This is a genomic window from Rhizobium sp. L43, assembly GCF_002531725.1.
Taxonomy (GTDB): domain Bacteria; phylum Pseudomonadota; class Alphaproteobacteria; order Rhizobiales; family Rhizobiaceae; genus Rhizobium.
On sequence record NZ_NWSQ01000030.1, the window covers coordinates 32,615 to 52,589 of the forward strand.

General features: G+C 58.1%; 16 protein-coding genes. 12 read left to right on the top strand and 4 right to left on the bottom strand.

Annotated features, from left to right (window positions below; all coding sequences use genetic code 11):
- Positions 1 to 2: 2 nt before the first annotated feature.
- Entirely contained in the window at positions 3 to 230 is a 228-nt protein-coding gene (locus CO667_RS28490) for a hypothetical protein (RefSeq protein WP_097621590.1), read from the bottom strand.
- Between the two features lie 389 nt (positions 231 to 619).
- On the opposite strand from CO667_RS28490, the gene CO667_RS28495 reads away from it, so the two are divergent.
- From CO667_RS28495 to CO667_RS28520, 6 genes are all read left to right on the top strand, one after another.
- Positions 620 to 1,939 carry an O-antigen ligase family protein gene (locus CO667_RS28495; RefSeq protein ID WP_097621591.1) on the top strand — a complete coding sequence of 440 codons (1,320 nt, stop codon included), beginning with the start codon at positions 620 to 622 and terminating at the stop codon, positions 1,937 to 1,939.
- Positions 1,936 to 4,062 (top strand): right-handed parallel beta-helix repeat-containing protein, encoded by a 2,127-nt coding sequence (locus CO667_RS28500; protein ID WP_097621592.1) that lies wholly within the window; start codon positions 1,936 to 1,938, stop codon positions 4,060 to 4,062. The genes CO667_RS28495 and CO667_RS28500 overlap by 4 nt, the downstream gene beginning before the upstream one ends.
- 410 nt (positions 4,063 to 4,472) lie before the next feature.
- On the top strand, positions 4,473 to 5,327 hold the full coding sequence (locus CO667_RS28505; RefSeq protein WP_097621629.1) for a WecB/TagA/CpsF family glycosyltransferase: 855 nt from the start codon (positions 4,473 to 4,475) through the stop codon (positions 5,325 to 5,327).
- Positions 5,328 to 5,345: 18 nt separating this feature from the next.
- On the top strand, positions 5,346 to 6,866 hold the full coding sequence (locus CO667_RS28510) for a sugar transferase (RefSeq protein ID WP_097621593.1): 1,521 nt from the start codon (positions 5,346 to 5,348) through the stop codon (positions 6,864 to 6,866).
- Positions 6,867 to 6,911: 45 nt separating this feature from the next.
- Entirely contained in the window at positions 6,912 to 7,955 is a 1,044-nt protein-coding gene (locus CO667_RS28515; RefSeq protein ID WP_097621594.1) for a UDP-glucuronic acid decarboxylase family protein, read from the top strand.
- 4 nt (positions 7,956 to 7,959) lie between these two features.
- Positions 7,960 to 9,786 (top strand): glycosyltransferase, encoded by a 1,827-nt coding sequence (locus tag CO667_RS28520; protein ID WP_097621595.1) that lies wholly within the window; start codon positions 7,960 to 7,962, stop codon positions 9,784 to 9,786.
- Positions 9,787 to 9,996: 210 nt separating this feature from the next.
- Here the strand turns inward: CO667_RS28520 and CO667_RS28525 are convergent, their stop codons facing one another.
- Positions 9,997 to 10,767, bottom strand: a complete 771-nt coding sequence (locus CO667_RS28525) for a response regulator transcription factor (protein ID WP_097621596.1) — start codon at positions 10,765 to 10,767, stop codon at positions 9,997 to 9,999.
- 564 nt (positions 10,768 to 11,331) lie between these two features.
- Between CO667_RS28525 and CO667_RS28530 the strand changes: the two genes are divergently transcribed.
- The 6 genes from CO667_RS28530 to CO667_RS28555 are packed head-to-tail and all read left to right on the top strand — an operon-like array spanning position 11,332 to position 16,875.
- Entirely contained in the window at positions 11,332 to 11,838 is a 507-nt protein-coding gene (locus tag CO667_RS28530) for an acyltransferase (RefSeq protein WP_097621597.1), read from the top strand.
- A complete protein-coding gene (locus tag CO667_RS28535; RefSeq protein WP_097621598.1) occupies positions 11,835 to 12,872 on the top strand; it encodes a Gfo/Idh/MocA family oxidoreductase in 1,038 nt (345 codons plus the stop codon). Before CO667_RS28530 ends, CO667_RS28535 begins: the two co-directional genes overlap by 4 nt.
- Positions 12,869 to 13,972 (top strand): DegT/DnrJ/EryC1/StrS family aminotransferase, encoded by a 1,104-nt coding sequence (locus CO667_RS28540; RefSeq protein WP_097621599.1) that lies wholly within the window; start codon positions 12,869 to 12,871, stop codon positions 13,970 to 13,972. The genes CO667_RS28535 and CO667_RS28540 overlap by 4 nt, the downstream gene beginning before the upstream one ends.
- Positions 13,962 to 14,681 (top strand): acyltransferase, encoded by a 720-nt coding sequence (locus CO667_RS28545; protein WP_097621600.1) that lies wholly within the window; start codon positions 13,962 to 13,964, stop codon positions 14,679 to 14,681. The genes CO667_RS28540 and CO667_RS28545 overlap by 11 nt, the downstream gene beginning before the upstream one ends.
- Complete coding sequence (locus tag CO667_RS28550) at positions 14,678 to 15,649, top strand: NAD-dependent epimerase/dehydratase family protein (RefSeq protein ID WP_097621601.1); 972 nt, start codon at positions 14,678 to 14,680, stop codon at positions 15,647 to 15,649. Before CO667_RS28545 ends, CO667_RS28550 begins: the two co-directional genes overlap by 4 nt.
- Complete coding sequence (locus CO667_RS28555) at positions 15,646 to 16,875, top strand: DegT/DnrJ/EryC1/StrS family aminotransferase (protein ID WP_097621602.1); 1,230 nt, start codon at positions 15,646 to 15,648, stop codon at positions 16,873 to 16,875. Before CO667_RS28550 ends, CO667_RS28555 begins: the two co-directional genes overlap by 4 nt.
- A gap of 69 nt (positions 16,876 to 16,944) precedes the next feature.
- On the opposite strand, the gene CO667_RS28560 is transcribed toward CO667_RS28555, so the two are convergent.
- Both CO667_RS28560 and CO667_RS28565 read right to left on the bottom strand, forming a co-directional pair.
- Positions 16,945 to 18,453: an O-antigen translocase gene (locus CO667_RS28560; RefSeq protein WP_097621603.1), complete on the bottom strand. Its 1,509-nt coding sequence runs from the start codon at positions 18,451 to 18,453 to the stop codon at positions 16,945 to 16,947.
- Positions 18,454 to 18,589: 136 nt separating this feature from the next.
- Entirely contained in the window at positions 18,590 to 19,921 is a 1,332-nt protein-coding gene (locus CO667_RS28565) for a polysaccharide biosynthesis/export family protein (RefSeq protein ID WP_097621604.1), read from the bottom strand.
- Positions 19,922 to 19,975 lie beyond the last annotated feature (54 nt).

Below are 19,975 nucleotides of genomic sequence, written 5' to 3' on the forward strand. Positions count from 1 at the left end.
GCTCAGGCGGGTTGCCGCGATGCACCGCCGTGCAGCAGCGCAAAGTTGCTTAAGAGTTTGACCTTGACGCAGCCATCGAGGGTGGAAGCCTCGGTGACGGGGCTATCCAAAATTCCCCGTCGGCCGAACAGCATCTCGTGCAGAGCCGATGAGATCGCCGCTGACAATGCCGCGACGAGTCGAGCGCCCGTCGTGTTGCATAGAGAACTAGGATCATGACGCAGAAACATGGCAATCCTAAACCTTCCAGGCTTCGACTGCAGAGAGAGCCTCTGTCAGAATTGTTGCCTCATTCCATTGGACCGCGGCTTACCCACCACGCTCCGCAAGACAGTCATCGCCACGGTAGCGGTGAACGGACACGTGCAACATCTGCTCTTAAGGGCAATCCCGCGGACATGGAGACCCGTCTTTTGGGTAATATCGGCAGAAAGCTTAAGCGCAACATCGTCTTTGGGTGTAGCGAAGGTGCAATAGGCGTAGTCCGCCCTTCACTAGGACAGATTGACTGCGGATGTGGCCCGATGATTGCTTGAGAGCAGCCTAGCCACGAAGGCCGGCAGCTTTTTTTATTGCCGCGATCAGCAGCCGCCTCTGTTCAAGTCAGTCGGGACGGAAAATGAAAGTAGATAGCCTCAGAACCGCCAGCGGACCAACCATCAGTTGGCGGGTCATCGAGTGCTGGGGCGCCGGCATATCCATTTTTTTTCAGGCAGGCGCCGTTCTGCCGCTTATCCTGGCAGATGCGGATGGAGCACTCAGCGATTCTGCCAGATCTATACTGCGTATTCCTTGCTTTCCTGTGTATGCATTTACAATCGTGATCCTTATACGCAATTTTCCGCAATTTCTAACGGCGCTTAGGCGAAATCTGATTGTTCCCTCGATCCTTTTCTTGCCGTTTTTGTCTACCCTATGGTCAATAGGACCTTCAACGAGCTTGAGGCGGGCAATCGGCCTTTTGTTTTGCGTGCTTCTTTCCTATGTCCTGGCGATACGTTTCACGCCAAGGCAGTTGCTGCTCCTGTTATTTGTGACCTTGGGAAGCTGTATCGTCCTCAGTGTGGCTATGTCAGTGGTGTCACCAAGCCTTGCCAATATGCCGGATGGTACTATGCGGGGCGTCTTCATTCATAAGAACGTCCTGGGCTGGTACTCGTCTCTGATGATCTTGGTGGCGTCGGCCGTGCTGATCGACGGGACGCTCGGCCTGCGGCGAACCGCGTTCACCTTGTTGGCCGCGGGCGTGATCTGCCTTGCAAGCTCCGGATCGATGACCGCGATCATTGCAACGTTAGTGGCCTATTGCCTGATCGGCTTTTATTCCCTCCTGCAAAGAAGCAGCAGCATCGGCCGCGTCGTCATCGTCCTATTTTTCGTTCAGCTGGCTGTCGGCATTCTGATTTCGCTTCACGAGTTCCTGGTTCCGGCCCTTGAAGCGCTCGGCAAGGACGCGACTTTGACGGGTCGGGTGCCATTGTGGGAGTTGGTTGATCGAGAAATATCCGATCGCTGGATGCTTGGTTATGGTTACCAGGTTTTTTGGACAGTCGAGAACCCCGTAGCGACGCACATCTGGTTAATGCTCGGATGGGCGGCGCCCCACGCACATAATGGATACCGCGATATCTTGTTGAGCTTTGGAATCATGGGGATGATTCCGTTTGTTCTGCTGCTTCTCCATGCAATCCGCCAGGGCGCGAGCCTTCAATGTCATGATCCGCAGTACGGGTGGCTCTGGCTCAATGTTTTTACGATCATGATTCTGGTGATGAATCTGACCGAGAGTATTTTTTTCGCTCAGAATGACGCCATCTTCATCCTCTTTACCGCAGCCATCATCATGTTTTCGCTGTACGCACCCGTGGTTTCGACCAGCCATTCGCCATCTTGGCAGGCGCCCTCGCGTGGCCTTGCGAGCGGGTTGCAGATATCATGAGGCGGCGTTTTGCACTGATCCTGAGCGTTTTGCCTGTCATGCTCTTTCCGCAGTCCGGCAATCCGGCTTCAGTCGGGACAGAGATAGATGCGCCCGAGCGCCTTCAGACGCTTGTCAGGGAGGCGACCTGCGCGGAAGCTTCCGCGACTTCGTCAGCCAAGTTGAATGGGACTTCTCTAAGCGGCGTATTGAGCGGCAGCACTGCGGCGGGGACGATATTTTACGTTTCTCCCGATGGCAAAGACAGCTGGAGTGGCCGCCTTCCCATCGCAGACCAGCAGGGGGGCGATGGCCCTTTCGCCAGCATTGAAAGAGCTCGTGATGCTGCCCGCGAGAAGGGCGGCACCAACACGATCGCGTTGGGTAAAGGCGATTACTACCTTACTCAGCCGATCGTCTTTGACGCCCGCGATGCGGGTTTGATCCTCACGGCAAGATGCAATGAAGCACCGATTTTGCATGGGGGCCCGCGCGTGCGCGACTGGGGACAGCAGGCCGATGGCCGCTGGACGGCGCCGCTGAAATTGCCACCGGATGAAGGGGTCGGTGACCTCTTCGTCAATGGGATACGCCAAACTCGAGCTCGATTCCCCAACGCTCCCGCTGATGGCGATCCACGCAAGGGCTGGTTGTTTGCCGCGAAGTGCGAGCCGGCCAGCGACATGCGGGAAGGAAACACGCGCTTTTGTTTCCATTCCGGCGACCTTCCGACAGTGGGGGATACAGGTGGACTGGTCGTGGACATCGTCGGAGGGTATCAACCCGGAAGCCAGTGGGGCAATGATACGCTCCCGGTTGTATCCCTCGATGCCGCCCACCGGACTGTCAACACGAAAGGCACCGGTTATTTCTTTACCGCAGAAGGCAGCCGCTACTTCCTGACCGGAGCCAAGGCCTTGCTCGATGCTCCGGGAGAGTGGTGGTATGACCTTGCCGCGGGCGAGCTTCATTACATCCCTGTCGATCAGTCGCTACCCGATTCCGTAGTCGTTGCCGGCATTCTGCCGACATTCTTCAAGTTGGATGGGGCCAATGGGATGGTCGTATCAGGGCTCGAGTTTAGAGATGGAGCTCCTGACGGCAGCGGCAAGTTCTATACGGAGACCAGAGGATTTGGCGCGATACGGATCGAACATGCCGATGGCGTCAAGATTGTCGGCAACATTATCGACAATGTCGGCGTCGGGGTCCATGTGACGGAAAGCAAGGATGCGTTGATTGCCGCCAATGTGATTGCTGATGTAGCCGGGAACGGGATTTACGTCGGCACAAATTATGGCACGTTCGGCAAGTCGGACGGCGCCAGGATCCTTTCGAACCATATCCATGACATCGGAAAGGTTTACATTGAAACCGCCGGAATATGGTTCCAGGCGGCTGACAATGTCAGGATCGCCGACAACCTGATCGAAAACACGGCGCAGTTCGGAATCGCCGGCGGTTCGCTGTGGGGTTCCAATGACGCCGTCTATAACGCTATTATCGAGCACAACGTGATCCATGACGCCAATCAGCAGACGGCAGATGGCGGCGCCATCAAGATGATGGGCGAGCAGGGCGACCCCCTGAACAGCACCATCCGCTCCAATCTCGTGACCGGGACCGGTCATCTGATGAACAGGGCCGATGGGACGTTCTGGCCTCCGGGATATGAGAATACCAGCGAATGGCCGTCTCCCATCAGTTGGGCCATCTATACGGACGGGAAGGCGAGCGGGCTGCGTATCGAGGGAAATACGCTCTCGGGCAACGTCACGGCGATCGGTATCAACGGCGGTTGGAGCAACCTGGTGGTGGGAAACGTCATCACAGACGGATCGGGCGCGTCTTTTCGCGTTGATGACAGTACCGGCCGGGGTTGGCGTCCGCCATGGGCCGGCCCTAATCGCATCGAGGGCAATACTGTGTCGATCGACAGGAGCAGTGGGCTTGCGGCGTACGTCTACGCTCCTGACCATGGGCCTGGATACGTACAGTTCGCGCATAACCGCTACATCGGCAATTTGAATGACAGGAGCTTCCGAATATCTCCGGAGATCATGCGTTCAGGAGAATTTGGCAGTCTGCTGGATCTTCAGAAGGCTGGGGCGGACACCGGAAGCGTAGTCGCGCCGGCCGACTAACAAAGGGGCGACGAGCGGTATCCGCAGGCATACGCCGATACAGAGTATCTGGATCAAATTCCCGACGGGGAAACCCGCTTGGCTGCCCCCTTCTCCGGCCGGGCAGATCTGACGGCTCGCCAACCGGGGCCGTCGTCTCGCCTGTCGGGTTCCCCATCTCTCTCGCGCGATAACGACTATCTTCCGCGGCTTTGCGAAGATGAAACCGCTCTTTCGCGGCGGTACTCATCAAAAAGAGCAACGGCGCAAGTAGTAGGGGTACATTACCTTACTTCTAATATTGTAACTTATCCCGGCGTAAGACGTAAACATGAAGTCTCTTCTACGTCCAATAGCTGGAGCAGCAAGTATGGAGGCAATCGGCCTGCCGGGATATTCTGATGACAGTTTCGGTCGCGAAAGCGCAGGTCATGAGAAAACAACCAGCAGGCAGCAGCCAAGCTTCAGTTCTTCATCCAAAGGGCGCCTTGGGATGGACGAATGTCCTTGGTGTGCGCGTTTCGGCGGTCAATCTCAAAAGCGCGACTGGATTTATTCAAAAAGCGATCGAAGACGGCAGGAAGGAATATGTGTGCGTTCGCGACGCACACGGCGTCGTCCGGTGTCAAGGTGATCCCGAGCTCCGGTCGATCCATAACCGGGCGTTCCTTGTAACCCCCGACGGCATGCCGCTGGTATGGGCGTTGAAGCGGGCCGGCCATTTGGAGAGCGACAGGGTCTACGGGCCTGACCTGATGTTATCTGTTTTCGAGGCCGGCAGATCCAAAGGCTTGCGCCACTTCCTTTACGGCGCAACAGCCGAGACGCTGGAGCAGTTGCAGGCGCGCCTTCTCGCAAGATTCCCGGAAGCTGAGATAGTCGGCTCCTATGCACCGCCTTTTCGCAATCTGTCGGCGCAGGAGGAAACGGATATTGCTGATCGGCTCAATCGGTCGGGCGCCGATATCATCTGGGTCGGGCTGAGCAGTCCCAAGCAGGAGCTCTGGATGGCGCGCATGCGCGATCGTCTGGAAGCATCGATGCTCATCGGTGTCGGAGCCGCGTTCGATTTCCACGCCGGCCTCAAGCGGCAGGCTCCGAGGATCATTCAAAGAAGCGGCTTCGAATGGGCGTTTCGTCTTTTGTGCGAGCCGCGGCGGCTGTGGCGGCGCTATGCGCTCGTCGTGCCGACCTTCATCTCACTGACAGCATTCCAGAGACTGGGGCTTCGGAAGTTTCCGATCGAAGACGCCGTTTCCGGATCGGGTGCGTCGGGACAAATGTAGTAGAGGAGTAAAAGCAGCATGTCGTTCCTTGCGCCGTCAGCGATGAAACCGGGTCCGTCGAAGGCATCGACATCAAACAACGTGACGTCGCGGGCGATTCCGGCAGGCTCCGTGCCACCCATAACAACGAAGATCGCCGATCCCTTTGTACGGGCAGGGCTGAATATGCCCGTCACACTGCAGCGCCGGCTTCCTCGGCTTGCAACGTCGTCCGTCCTGGTCGCCGGTGACATTGCAAGCTATTTAATTGCCTATTTTGCTCTCCTGTCCCTTCTTCCCAGTGGTTCGGTCAGCGGTTCGGAGGGCACGACAATGGCGCGTGCATTCACGATCGCAGCACTGGCTGAGATTGTTCTTTACGCATCGGCCGGCCTCTATCCAGGATATCGGCTGCACGACCACGAACATCTCAGGCGGCGCATTATAGCTGCCGTCAAGGTGACTGTCCTGGCAGCATTCGGAGCTATGATCCTGCCGCAGGGGGCAGGACTGCTGTTTGCCGTTATCGGCCTCCTCAGTCTCGGGCTGATTGTTCAGCCGTTTCTGCATTGGCTGGCACGAGCCCTGTGCTGGAGACTTGGAATCTGGGGGGAGCGCGCGGTTATCATAGGGGCGCGCAATCTTACTCCCGCTCTCGTGGCACATTTCAAGGACCATTGGCAGTATGGCATCAGGCCGGAGTCCTTTTCCCTCGATAGTTTGGAGGCATTGCCCGATGGCGGGCCATCCGTTGCCATGATTGCGGGCGACACGATTGCGAACGACACGGGCTCGCTTGTACCCGACTTGGCGGCGATGCGTCGGAAGTTCGCCGAAGTCATTTTGCTGTCCGACACGCCGAACCTCAAGGTAAGCGGATTGCGACCCGCAGATGTCGGCGGAGAGATCGGTATTCGCCTCGTCACCGATCGGAGTTCGCTCAACTCGGATCTGGTTCGCCGGATCCTCAATCTCGCAATCGCCATCCCTGCAACGATCGTGGTCGCGCCATTCATCGCAATTGCAGCGGCCGCGATCTATGCCATCGATCCCGGCCCCGTCTTCTTCCGGCATACCAGGGAGGGACGGTTCGGCAAGCCGGTGCACGTCCTGAAATTGAGGACGATGTACCAGGATGCAGAACAGCGCCTTGAAGCACTGGTCCGAGACAACCCGACCGTGCGCACCGAGTGGCTGAGCCACTTCAAGCTCAAGGATGATCCGCGCATCCTTCCGGTTATAGGACATATGCTGCGCTCTTCGAGCATCGACGAGCTCCCGCAATTGGCGAACATCATTGCGGGCGAGATGGCCTTCGTGGGACCACGCCCGTTTCCGGAGTATCACCTTTCGGCGATGAACGGCGAATTTCGAGACAAGCGCCGTTCGGTCACGCCGGGGCTGACGGGTCTCTGGCAAATATCCGAGCGAAGCAATGCGGATATCGAGCTGCAGCAGCAACTCGACGAGTTCTACATCGACAACCGGTCCTTGTGGTTCGACTTGCACATCATTCTCAGCACAATTCCTGCGGTCTTAAAGGGCAAGGGAGCTTGCTGACCTGTTCCTCGTCCTGTGGGCAATCATCAACAACGGAGCACACCAATGCACGGATACAAGCGGATTATGGTTACCGGCGGCACCGGATTTCTGGGATCATTCCTGTGCGAAAGGCTTTTGCGAGAGGGCAATGACGTCCTCTGCGTGGACAATTATTACACCGGTTCGCGCGACAATGTGCTGCATCTTCTTGACGATCCTCGCTTTGAGATCCTCCGCCACGACATCACCTTCCCGCTTTATGTGGAGGTCGACGAGATCTACAACCTCGCCTGCCCGGCATCTCCGGTCCATTATCAGCACGACCCGGTGCAGACCGTGAAGACCAATGTTCACGGGGCCATCAATATGCTCGGCTTGGCCAAACGCACCAAGGCGAAGATCTTCCAGGCATCGACGAGCGAAGTTTATGGCGATCCGGCAGTCCACCCTCAACCCGAGGAGTATCGAGGCAGCGTTAATCCCATAGGCCCACGCGCATGTTATGACGAAGGCAAGCGGTGCGCCGAGACGCTGTTTTTCGACTATCATCGTCAATATGGCGTGGAAATTCGGGTGGCGCGGATCTTCAATACCTACGGCCCGCGAATGCAGACCAATGACGGCCGCGTCGTCTCCAATTTCATCGTTCAGGCGCTTCAAAACCAGCCGATCACCATTTTCGGCGACGGCAAGCAAACCCGGTCATTTTGCTACGTGGATGACCTGATCGACGGCTTTATCCGCTTGATGGCGGCGCCGGCTGGCGTGACGGGCCCTATCAATCTCGGCAACCCCGGAGAATTTCAGGTCCGTGAATTGGCGGAAATGGTCGTCGAAATGACGGGATCGAAGTCCGACATCATCTTCCAGGCACTACCAGTTGACGACCCGACACAGCGCAAGCCCGACATCAGCCGCGCAACGCAACAACTGGGCTGGCAGCCGAAGGTGAACCTTCGGGAGGGCCTTGAGAGAACGATCGCCTATTTCGAGTGGAAGCTTTCCGGCGGAGTAAAGAACAAGCTCGACGTCCGCAACCCGCCAGAAACTTATCCACATCTGGCGGCTCCGAACCTCGGACTGACTGCTCCGGAAGCCGCTCGATAGCGACATGAATAGCAACGTTCATCATCGAAAGCCGCGGCTCGTTTTTTTTCAATGGGACCATCAACCCAATGCGAACGCGGCCGGTTACCTGCTGCTGCACATGCAGCAGCAGGCCAAATGCCTCGCAACGCATTTCGATGTCGTCATCATTAGCCGCGACTGCGATTATGCTGAGATATGCGACCGGTACGAGCCGGATCTGACGCTGTTTGAAAGCGGTTATCGGTCGCATGGCTCACGTCGGATAAAAATCACCAACACCAATACCCATGTCGCCGTCCCGAAGCTTGGCCTTCATAACGCCGATCCATGGTGCGATCGACGCGCCGGCTTCCTCTCCGATATGGAGCAGTGGGGCATCGAGACATATTTCGCGATCGCCACGATGACTCCGGAATATATGCCGGCAGTGAAGGAGAACCTGTTCGTCTGGCCCAATTTCATCGATCCGGAAGTCTACCACGACTATGGCCAGCAAAAGGTCATCCCGGTCACGCTCACCGGCCAAGTCTATGGTCTTTATCCCTGGCGACAGACGGTCTTTCCGATGATCCGCGACCGTTACCCCTGCCTGGTCTCGCCGCAGCACGCCTATGAAAGCAAGCTGACCTCTCAGATCCTATCCGGAGAGGCCTATGCGCGCGCGCTCAACGCAAGCCTCATCGTTCCCACCTGTGGCACGATGGGCGGGGAGGTCGTACGCAAGCACTTCGAGATTCCCGGCGCGAAAGCCTGTCTCGTGACGGAACGTACGGCCGCAGTGGAGGCCGCTGGCTTTGTCGATATGGAGAACTGCGTCTTTGTTGACGGCCACAACGTGGTCGAGCGACTGGACTACCTCTTTGCCCATCCCGACGAAATACAGCGGATCACGACAGCCGGTCACAGTTTGATCCATTCGCGTCATACGGTGAACCATAGACCGCAAATATATCAGTGGTTCTTGCTGAACAAAGGCTTGCAATTCGGCGAAAAGATCATCCAATCAGGGCCTTTCGGCGAACTTGCAAAGGTCAAGCGTGTCGCAAAGCACGAGAGCGTCCATATCGTGGGGGAAGCGAGCGATCGCGCTCTACTGAATCAGGGCGACTTGCTTCTCGAGCAGGACAGGGTGGGGGAGGCGAAGCACTGTTACGCACGCTGCCTGGACTATGTGCCCTACCTTCCCGAAGCTAAATTCCGCCTTGCCATCTGTGCGTTGCGGGAGGGCGATGCCGATCGCGCCTATGCCCTTCTGGTGGACCTGGTCAAGGTGACCGTGATCGAATACGGGGCGGTTGATCCGGATCCGGTCGAGTGGGCGTACTTCTTGCTCGCTTTGATCTGCAAAGGCCAGCTTGAGCGGGCGCGGAGGCTGCAGGATTTCTATCCATCCTTATCTCACGAGGAATTCAGGCGGGCGCGCCTCGTCATCGCGCAACTCGGCCGCTCGGGTGGGGTTGTCGCGGGACTGTATGGCAGGGAACGAAAAAGCATTCACCAGGTTTCCGACCGAAGCGATTCCGAATGGCTTGCATGGTTCGCCAATATCCTGGAGCGGTGTCAGCAGCCAGATCTTGCAAATGTTCTTGGTCAGGCTGCCGCTGGCGGAAGCGGGACGAGCGCAAAAGCAACCGCGCCATACTTCAAGGGTGATGCTGGTTGGCGCCTGCGACTATATTCAGGCGTCGATGGCCTGATGGTGAAGCTGCGCCTGAATAACTTGCGGCCGAATGTACCGCCTCTGCCGGAGTTCCGATATCTCCGGCATCTCGTGCGAGCGTTGGTCCCCAAGTCGCAAAGAGGCGCGTTGCGCAGGATCCGGACAGCGCTTTCCTGGCCTCCCGTGTGAGCATCAGCAAGGAACTGCGGGCACCGTGCACAGCCTCGCTTAGAGAGGCGCGTATGGCAAGCTCCTGGGTGAGGCTGAAGACACGTCGCGAGGTCTCTATGTCCGTCGCATCGCTGACTCGGTGGCGCATTTGCCGTGCAGCCACCGAGTATTTAGCGCAGACTGCGTTTTCGAGATCTGAAGTAATGAGCGCCGACGGTTACAGCACCGTCAGTTTGCCACCAAACCGCCCGGAAGATTGTTCTGAAAAAGGTCGTTGAGCTTGAAAACAACTTCCGTCCTGTTGGTTGCCTTGACCTTTTTCATGATGTTGCGAACATGCACCTTGACGGTGCTTTCTCGCAGATTGAGCTCATAGGCAATGATCTTATTCGCCTTTCCGCGCCGCAGTGCCGCGACGACTTCGGCCTGGCGATCTGTAAAAATCCCGGCCAGCGGGTGCGTTGTCGAGTTGCTCGACTGCAGCAAGTGACGCATGGCGAACAGGGCGCTTGCGGGCACAAAAAGTCCTCCTGCTACCGAGAGCGCGATCAGTTCCATGCAGACGCTGATGCTGACGCTGGCCGGTATGTAACCCTTGGCTCCGTAGTCGATCGCCCTCACGATTTGGGCGAAATCGTCACTATCGGACAAGATGATGACCGGTGTCGACACGAATTCCGACGAAAGGCTCTTGATCAGTTCCGAAACGGCAGGCTCGTCGACCAGCTTGCCACCGACGTTCAGGACGATTGCGGAAAGCGGAGGATATTCTTCGCGCTTTTGCTTCCACTCCTCAATCGATCCAAAAGCCAGAATCAGAAAATCCGCGGTGTGGGCGGCCATGCATTGCGCGAGGCAGTGCCGATCAAGTTCCCTCTTGTCGAGAATGACAAGCGTGTGCTTTGAACTTGACGGCCGGGCAAGCGACGTCGACCCGTTTCCTGTCTCCAGGGGAAGAGATCCGTTTTCCTGCCTATGGTTTATGTTTATTGTATCCAAAGCCCCATCCTCCCAGTCGTTTTTTCTTGCCCTATTTCAAAGTCGAATATCGAACTCCTCTGCAAATAGGGGAGCTTAACTAGCAAAAGTGCTAATTTAATACCACAGTTCCGGGGCAGTAACACTAATTAATAGTGGTTACCCCAGCACATACGCTCCGTGAAAAGCTGTAAATGGATGAATTTTTAAAACTGATCAGTCTATGTCTAAGTCATTTGTATGCCGACATATGACGTTGCTATACATATTCAATTTATTTCGCTAACACCATGTAAACAATGCCCCTCTTCGATGTGGGATGGCCAGGATCGATTGTCGCGCGACTACCGCCGCGGCTGATCGCCGATCACAAACTTTCGCGTGCGATCATCATCCAATCATCGTAAGCAGCTACGCCTTTTGGTGGATAAGCTTCAACGTTTTGTTCCTTTACTAAAATGGAGAAAACAATTCTTTTGGAAGCGAAAGATATATTTGCTCTGGTGAAATGAAACCTTTGGCGCCTTCCTGCGATTGTCGGTTTCAGCCAAATCAGGGCGTGTTGAGTAACAGGGGGCGAGCTGGATGATTGCATCGAACGTCAAGCTGGATGACGGCTGCGTTATTCACCATCGAGATCTCGTGAATCTCTACGGCTGCACGATCGGCGCTGGAACGCGCATCGGCACCTTCGTTGAAATCCAGAAAAACGTCCTCGTCGGAAAAGACTGTAAGATTTCCAGCCATTCCTTTCTCTGTGAAGGCGTGACGCTGGAAGACGGCGTTTTCATCGGCCACGGGGTCATGTTCACCAATGATACCTACCCGCGCGCCGTCAATCCGGACGGCAGTCTGCAGACCGAGGCCGACTGGGTTGTCATCCCCACTCTGGTCAAGCGCCACGCGTCGATCGGCAGCAATGCCACCATCCTGCCCGGCGTGACCATCGGAGAGGCCGCCCAAGTCGGCGCCGGCGCTGTCGTAACCAAGGATGTGCCTGACGGCGCCATTGTTGCCGGCGTTCCGGCGAGGATCACCGGTCGCGTTCATGACCGGTCAGTTGACATGCAAGCGTTGGGAGGAATGCGATGATCGGCATTGCAGTTGTTGGATATGGGTATTGGGGCCCGAACCTGGTTCGTAACATCTCTGAAGCGGCCGGCGCAAACCTCGTTTCGGTTTGCGATCTCAATGTCGAGCGGTTGGCGGCTGTCAAAAGCCGGTATCCCGCAATAGAGATCACCGACAATTTCGAGGAAGTTCTGCGCGATCCGAGAGTGGATGCAATCGCCATCGCAACGCCGGTCTCGACCCACTTCAAGCTCGCAATGCAGGCGATGATGGCCGGAAAGCATGTCTTCGTCGAAAAGCCGATGGCATCGACGACTGAGGAAGCCTCGCGAATGGTCGAAGAGGCCGCGCGCCGCCGGCTCGTGCTGGCGGTGGATCATACCTTCGTCCACACCGGCGCCGTCCGCAAGATGCACGAACTGGTCGAAAGCGGCTTGGGCGACATGTATTACTACGACTCTGTTCGGGTCAATCTGGGGCTCTTCCAGCATGATGTCAGCGTCATCTGGGACCTCGCGGTGCATGATCTCTCGATCCTGGACCATGTCGTTCAGGAAAGGCCGGTGGCTGTGTCGGCGACGGGCATGAGCCATGTGCTCGGCGAGCCGGAGAACATCGCCTATCTGACGCTCTTCTTCGAAAGCAAGCTCATCGCCCACATCCACGTCAATTGGCTGGCGCCGGTCAAGGTGCGCCGCACGCTGATCGGCGGCAGCAACAAGATGATCGTCTACGACGATCTGGAGCCCAGCGAAAAGATCAAGGTCTATGACAAGGGCATCACGCTGAACCCGAATTCTCAGGCCTACGGCGAGAAGGTGCATCAGATGATGGTCGGCTACCGCAGCGGCGACATGTGGGCGCCCAAGCTCGATATGACCGAGGCGTTGAAACGTGAACTGGATCAGTTCGTCGACTGCATCGAGCAAAATTCGCGGCCCATTACCGACGGGCTCGCCGGGCTGCGTGTCGTTCGCACCCTTGAAGCCGCAAGCCGGTCGCTCGCCCAGCGCGGTCGGATCATCGAGCTCGAAGAGGCGAGGCGCATTGCATGATCCCGTTTCTGGACATCAAGGCACAATATCAATCAATCAAGGGCGAGATCGACTCCGCCGTGCTCGGCGTTCTTGCGTCGGGGCAATATGTACTGGGCGAGGAGGTGCTGCGTTTCGAGCAGGAATTCGCAGACTATTGCAACGTCAAGCATGCAATAGCCGTCAATACCGGAACGAGCGCCCTGCATCTGGCTCTCCTTGCCGCGGGCATCGGTCCCGGCGACGAAGTCATCACCGTGCCATTTACATTCGTCGCCACAGTGTCGGCGATCTGTTACAGCGGTGCACGACCGGTGTTCGTCGATGTCGAGCCCGCGACGCTGACAATGGATCCGGCCGAGCTCGAAGCAAAGATAACGCCCCGGACCAAGGCCATTATCCCCGTCCATCTCTACGGTCAGATGGCGGATATGAGTGCGATCAAGGCGATTGCCGATCACTACCGCATCCCCGTCATCGAAGACGCGTGTCAGGCGCATGGGGCACAATACCAGGGCCGGCGAGCCGGCAGCATCGGCGTCTCCGGTTGTTTCAGCTTTTATCCGGGCAAAAATCTCGGCGCCTGCGGTGAAGGGGGCCTGGTTGTCACGAACAGCGACGAACAGGCCAAGACAATGCGCATGCTGCGCGACTGGGGTCAGGAGCAGCGCTATCATCATCTGCTGAAGGGCTTCAACTATCGCATGGACGCCATTCAGGGCGCGATCCTGCGCGTGAAGCTCCGGCATCTGGAAGCCTGGACGGAAGCGCGTCGCGATCACGCCCGACGGTATTCGTCACTGCTCGGCGGATCACCGCATTTGAAGATACCTGTCGAAGTCGCCGACCGGCGTCACGTCTATCACGTCTATGCCGTCAGAAGCCGCGATCGCGACGGGCTTCAGCGCGCGCTCAGCGCCGAAGGCGTCCCCTCGGGATTGCACTATCCCATTCCCGTTCATCTGCAGAAGGCGCATGCCGATCTTGGTTATCAAGCCGGCGATTTCCCCGTCTCGGAAGCTGCAGCGCGGGAGGTTCTCTCGCTGCCGATCTATCCCGAGATGCCTTCGCGGCACGTCGACCAGGTGGCGGCCGCGCTGGAGTACGCCTATGTCAGCTAGTGGTGGAGGGGAAGCCAGGGTCGTGCAGGCGGTCCATGGTCGCCATGAGCGGCCGGCAGATCCGGCCTACCAGGCGGGGCTCGCCGAAGAACTCCGGCAATCATACGGGCGCGCCGGCCTGATCGAGCTCTACGGCCGCTTCGCGACCGGGGACGGTGTTGTCGACAGCCTTATGCGGAAAGCCATCTGGCAAGCCATTGCGCGGAGCTGCGGCACCGGCCTGCAGGTTGCAGGCGGTGCCGGTTTCAAACATCCGGAAACATTCGAAATCGGCAATGGCGTGTTCATCGGCGCCCAGGCCTATATCCAGGGACGCTTCGACGGCACGTGCAAAATCGGCAACAATGTCTGGATCGGCCCGATGGCCTATTTCGACGCCCGTGACCTGGAAATCGGGGATTCCGTTGGCTGGGGCCCCGGAGCCAAGGTGCTGGGCTCGACCCACACGGCGCTGCCGGTGGATGTGCCGATCATTCGCACGGATCTTGAAATCAAGCCGGTCCGTATCGGCGCAGGCGCCGACATCGGAACGAATGCGACGATTCTTCCCGGCGTGACCATCGGGGAAGGGGCGATCGTTGGAGCCGGAGCGATCGTTGTCTCCGACGTGGCGCCCTATTCGGTTGCTGCGGGTGTGCCGGCGAAACACATACGCTGGCGCAAGGAATCCGATCCTGTGCTTGATATCTCGCGTGGAGTAAAATCATGAAAAATCAACGCGTTCTTATAACGGGCGGAGCCGGCCTGATCGGTTCGCATATCGCCGATCTCGTCGCATTGGAAAAGCCGCGCGAGATCATCGTCCTCGACAATTTCGTGCGCGGACGGCGGGACAATCTCAGCACTGCTATAGCCAGCGGCTCGGTCAACATCATCGAGGGAGATATTCGCGACAGGGCACTGCTCGCAAAAACCTTCGAGGGCGTCGACATCGTCTTTCATCAGGCGGCCATCCGCATCACGCAATGCGCGGAAGAGCCACGGCTGGCTTTCGATGTTCTGGCCGAGGGCACGTTCAATGTTCTCGAAGCCGCCGTCAAGGCAGGCGTATCGAAGGTCGTGGCTGCCTCCTCGGCCTCCGTGCTGGGTCTGGCCGAGAGCTTCCCGACCACCGAAGCGCATCATCCCTATAACAACAGGACGATCTACGGCGCGGCCAAGACATTCAACGAGGGGCTGCTTCGCAGCTTCGCTGACATGTATGGCCTACGCTATGTGGCATTGCGTTATTTCAACGTTTACGGGCCGCGAATGGACGTTTACGGCGCCTATACGGAAGTGCTGATCCGCTGGATGGAACGTCTGGCGGCCGGGATGCCGCCGCTCATCTATGGGGACGGTAGCCAGACGATGGACTTCGTCGATGCACGCGACATCGCCCGCGCAAATATTCTGGCCGCGAAAAGCGATGTCACGGATGAAGTGTTCAATGTCGCGAGCGGCCAGGAAATAAGCCTGCTGCGACTGGCGCAGATGCTGAGCAGCATCATGGGTGTCTCGCTGGAGCCGCAGCACAAAGAGGCTCGCACGGTCAACGGCGTAACCCGTCGTCTTGCCGATATCAGCAAGGCCGAACGGCTCCTCGGCTTCAAGGCGGAGATCTCCATGGAGCAAGGGCTTCGTGATCTCGTTGCCTGGTGGCAAGGGCAGACCGACGCGGGGGGGCAGGCGGCATGAGCTCATCTCAATCCACAATTTCGGCCACAATTCCGGTCGCCAAACCCGTCCTCGGGGAGGAAGAGGCTGAGGCTGCGCGCCGCGTCATTCTGTCGGGATGGGTGACGCAGGGGCCTGAGGTCGCGGCGTTCGAGCGTGAATTCGCTGCCTTTGTGGGCGCCGCGCATGCTTGCGCCATGTCCAACTGCACGACCGCGTTGCATCTGGCCCTGAAGGCGGTCGGTGTCAGTGCCGGTGATGAAGTCGTCACGGTCAGCCATTCTTTCATCGCAACCGCGAATGCCGTTCGCTACTGCGATGCGGTGCCCGTTTTCGTCGATATCGAGGAAGATGGTTACAACATCGACGCCGGCCTGATCGAAAGGGCAATCACGCCTCGAACCAAGGCTATTCTCTGCGTGCATCAGCTCGGCATGCCTTGCGATCTCCGCGCCATCGTGGAGATCGGCAAGCACCATCGGATACCGGTTATCGAGGATGCGGCCTGTGCGACGGGAAGCGAAATCCTGTGGGACGGGCGTTGGGAAAAGATCGGCAAAGCGCATGGCGACATTGCCTGCTTCTCCTTCCACCCCAGGAAAGTCGTCACGACGGGCGATGGCGGCATGTTGACCACGGCCAATCCCGAATATGACCGGAAGTTCCGGCTCTGGCGCCAGCATGGCATGAGCGTCACCGATGCCGTTCGCCACGGCTCGAAACAGGTCATCTTCGAAGACTATGACGAATTGGGTTACAATTACCGGATGACCGATCTTCAGGCGGCCGTCGGACGCGAGCAGTTGCGGCGGCTGCCGGAACTGGTTGCCCAGCGCAGGCGGCTTGCCGAGCAATATTGCGAACGTCTGTCGACGATTGCCGGGCTTTCTCTGCCGGCCGAGCCGGGCTGGGCGCGCAGCAACTGGCAGAGCTTCTGTGTGAGATTGCCGGATACCGTCGACCAGCGGGCCGTCATGCAGACCCTGCTCGACCAGGGGATCTCGACCCGGCGTGGCGTGATGAACATTCATCTGGAGGGCGCCTATTCTGCTCAGAGCTCCCACCGCGCTGCCACGAGCCTGATGCGAAGCGTATCTGCGCAGCAGCACACGATCATCCTGCCGCTTTATGCCCAGATGACGCAGGCTGATATCGTAAGGGTCGTCGAGACATTGCGCCAAGCCCTTGCTGAGGCCACCACCGGGCGCGTCGTCCGTCAGCCTGAGCAGGACGTCGTACCTGCCTGAAGTGATGCCTGCACACTGCGGCATGGATACGAGATCACGAAGCGCGCATCATCTGATGCGCGCTTTTCTTTATGCGGATTTCGCGATCCATCCTCTGACGATTGCCGGCACGGACTCCGGTGGAAGCAGTTCGACCAGCATGCGCAGAGAGTAAAGCCCGGTCACGACCACGGCGAGGCAGCCAATCACCATCGCCGACCATGCCGGTAAGAGGAAAAAGGCCGAGACGACCATACCCGATGCAGGCAGGAAGAGAAGCGCGTGCCTGCGATTGGCGGGCGACCAGCGAAAGCCGGTGAGCCGACGCACGATCACGTAAATCAGAATACTATGCCAGACGTAGAGGCCGAAGAACGCCATGCCGGCCCCTAGCGTGCCGAAGTTCGATACGAAGAGCCAGGCCAACCCCACATGCACCAGCGTCGCAGCGACCTCCGTCCAAAAGAAGATCGTCTGCGCACCCTTCGCCAGGACGATGAAACCCATCGGCCAGGCGACGATCCTGAGCATCATCCCAAGACAGATCCAGCGCAGAAGATCCACAGCCCCATGAAACTCCGCGGAATAGAACAAACTCATCACGAGTGGCGCCAGGGTCAACGTGGCAATCAGACCAGGGCCGGCCAGCAATATGCTGATTTCCGCCTGCTCATTGACCAGCCGGTTGCACTCGGCATTGTTGTTGGCGATTGCAGTCAAGCGCGGATAGAAGTCCGTCCCCATCGCCTGCAGGATGAAACCGGCGTAAAGGCCGCCAAGCGCCCAGGCTGCCTGATACAATCCCGCCGCTACGACACCCCCTTCATTGAGCACGATAATGCGGATGGCATAGGCCGCGCCGAAGGTCAGAAGTCCACTTGCCATGAAAGCGACACCGAGCCTGAACAGAGCTGTCGCTTCCCGGCCGAACTGGCGCGCCGACATCGCCGGTGGCTGCGTGGATATTTGTTTGCTGTACCACCAGGTGGGAAGGAGCGAGACGGCCGCGATCGCCACGAGAGAGGGTGCAATCGCCTCTTCGCCGAACAGATAGATCAGCGGGATGCTGACGATCGTGCCGAACAGCCCTGAAAGCACATTGATGCGGGCAAGATTTGCAATGCCCCGCAAGCCCTGGATCAACGCAGCCTGTCCGGCAGCGACAAGCCGAAAGAATACGGCCAGGGAGAGCAGCACAATGCCGCCGGCATGCTGGTAGTCGCCGAAGGTGAATTTCGAGACCGGAAACGCCAGCGCCGCAAGCAAAAGCCCGCCAAGCAACCCGAGCACCAATGAGATGCGTCTGAGCGCTGTCGCCGACCGGGCGATCTTCTCGTCGTCGCCGGCGCCCGCCGCCTCAGCGACCCGGCGCACACCGCTGCTGCTCACGCCCAGACCAGCTATCGCTTGCGCGATATCGAGGATTGCCCCGTAAAGGCCGAGAAGCCCCACGCCTTCAGGACCGAGAAGAACGGCGAGCGCCTTGTTGCGAATGATGCTCAGGGCGACATTGACCAGCGAGGAACCGCCCATCAGCATCGTCGATTTCAGGATTTGGGTATAAGTCTGACCGCTGGGGGGGATCATGCGCAAGGTCATCACTCAACCCTAGCTGCCAGGTGAGATTCAGGCTGGTCCATATCAAGAGCGATTTCCTTGTGGCAGGCGGCCTGAGCGCCTCGATGGCGCTCGAACCTCCGCTCCAATTTTGTTGAGAACACGCGCACGTCGCGGGTCACTGGCCGGCTCGATCTGCGAGCGCTTGGTTCTCGAAAGATGGGCTTGTGTCGGCCTGAGGCGTGTTATCCAAAATGTGCGGCTGAACGACTCTCACCACATCGCCCGGTGCCAGCGTCGTCGTTTCCGAGGCTTGGAACTGATTGATTTGTCCATCGTTGCGACGGGTCACGCTAAAGGCAAGGGGGAGTTCCTCGACGAGGGTCTTGACGCCGTCATTGCTCCCCAGGTCTGCGAGGAGCAGCTTCTGTAGTGTTTCGCGCTTCAGCTTGAATTGATCGAGACTTGCCCGTTCGGACTGTGCTTCGGTTGCCACTTCGCTCCGGCGTGCGTCGTAAAGTCCCTCAAGGTTCCGCGTCGTCTCGCTGACCGCCTGCCGGCCGCGCATGACGGCGGTGAGAAGGTCGAGCTTGTCGGAGCGGTAAGTCGTCAGCAACCGTTCCAAATCCATCTGCCTTGACGAGATCGTCAGGCCTTTCTGGACCAGGGACTTGACGCTGACCAGTTGGTCCTCGACTGATTTGATATTGTCGTCGGCGCCCGTCAGTTTCTCTTCCAACGTCGATATCTCAGTGGTCAAGAGATCGCGTAATTCCGTGAACGCCCTCGACTGCCTCTCCAACGCATTGGCGCGAGCCCGAAAGATTATCCTCTCCTCATTGTATATGCCGGCGGCAAATTTCTGATCGGCGCCGGTCATTTGATCGAAGGTAATCTCGTCGGCTCCATCCATCTCCGCCTGCAGCCGCGCCAGCCTCGCAGTGCTGCGCAGGATCGAGTGATCGATTTCGCGCAACTCCCCTACGATCTGGATCGAATGCGTTTGCTGCTCCTCTTTAGCGCGACGCGGTCCGCCGCTCATTGCCAGGGATTGCAGGACGGTAAGTCCGGGGCGGAAACTGTACTGCCCAGGCGTGGTGACGTCTCCCACGACGTAGATCGGCGGGTATTCGAGAATTTCGATGGTGACCGCCGGCGCCTGAACCAAGCCGATTTTTTCCTGCAGACGCTTGGCTATCTCGTTTGTGAGGTCTGCGTTATCTAGATTGCCGATGGAAAGGGTTCCAAGAAACGGCAAAAGGACCGTGCCATCATCCGATACCGTGTATTCGCCGCCAAGCGCATCCCATCGTTCATATTGGCCCCTGGATTGCATCCATTGGACGATCGTCAGGCGGATCTTCGTTTGTGGAGCCAAGGTTTGTGGAACCGGGGGCGCGCTGTCGGCGAGAGCCGGCGGCACAGCTCCGGCAAGAAATACGAGTGCTCCGATGGCAGCTGTCGCACGAAAAAAGAGGTGGAGCGTGCGGTGCGATGAATTCATGTACATATCTCGCCTGCAAACATCCTTAAACGGATGCCGGTCCAATGCCTTGACGCTGTT

Excerpts from the sequence above, each read along its gene's own strand:
- CO667_RS28520 (WP_097621595.1), top strand. The coding sequence starts at position 7,960 with ATGAATAGCAACGTTCATCATCGAAAGCCGCGGCTCGTTTTTTTTCAA.
- CO667_RS28490 (WP_097621590.1), bottom strand. The coding sequence starts at position 230 with ATGTTTCTGCGTCATGATCCTAGTTCTCTATGCAACACGACGGGCGCT.
- CO667_RS28500 (WP_097621592.1), top strand. The coding sequence starts at position 1,936 with ATGAGGCGGCGTTTTGCACTGATCCTGAGCGTTTTGCCTGTCATGCTC.
- CO667_RS28565 (WP_097621604.1), bottom strand. The coding sequence starts at position 19,921 with ATGTACATGAATTCATCGCACCGCACGCTCCACCTCTTTTTTCGTGCG.
- CO667_RS28550 (WP_097621601.1), top strand. The coding sequence starts at position 14,678 with ATGAAAAATCAACGCGTTCTTATAACGGGCGGAGCCGGCCTGATCGGT.
- CO667_RS28515 (WP_097621594.1), top strand. The coding sequence starts at position 6,912 with ATGCACGGATACAAGCGGATTATGGTTACCGGCGGCACCGGATTTCTG.
- CO667_RS28545 (WP_097621600.1), top strand. The coding sequence starts at position 13,962 with ATGTCAGCTAGTGGTGGAGGGGAAGCCAGGGTCGTGCAGGCGGTCCAT.
- CO667_RS28535 (WP_097621598.1), top strand. The coding sequence starts at position 11,835 with ATGATCGGCATTGCAGTTGTTGGATATGGGTATTGGGGCCCGAACCTG.
- CO667_RS28560 (WP_097621603.1), bottom strand. The coding sequence starts at position 18,453 with ATGACCTTGCGCATGATCCCCCCCAGCGGTCAGACTTATACCCAAATC.
- CO667_RS28510 (WP_097621593.1), top strand. The coding sequence starts at position 5,346 with ATGTCGTTCCTTGCGCCGTCAGCGATGAAACCGGGTCCGTCGAAGGCA.
- CO667_RS28530 (WP_097621597.1), top strand. The coding sequence starts at position 11,332 with ATGATTGCATCGAACGTCAAGCTGGATGACGGCTGCGTTATTCACCAT.
- CO667_RS28505 (WP_097621629.1), top strand. The coding sequence starts at position 4,473 with ATGAGAAAACAACCAGCAGGCAGCAGCCAAGCTTCAGTTCTTCATCCA.
- CO667_RS28555 (WP_097621602.1), top strand. The coding sequence starts at position 15,646 with ATGAGCTCATCTCAATCCACAATTTCGGCCACAATTCCGGTCGCCAAA.
- CO667_RS28495 (WP_097621591.1), top strand. The coding sequence starts at position 620 with ATGAAAGTAGATAGCCTCAGAACCGCCAGCGGACCAACCATCAGTTGG.
- CO667_RS28540 (WP_097621599.1), top strand. The coding sequence starts at position 12,869 with ATGATCCCGTTTCTGGACATCAAGGCACAATATCAATCAATCAAGGGC.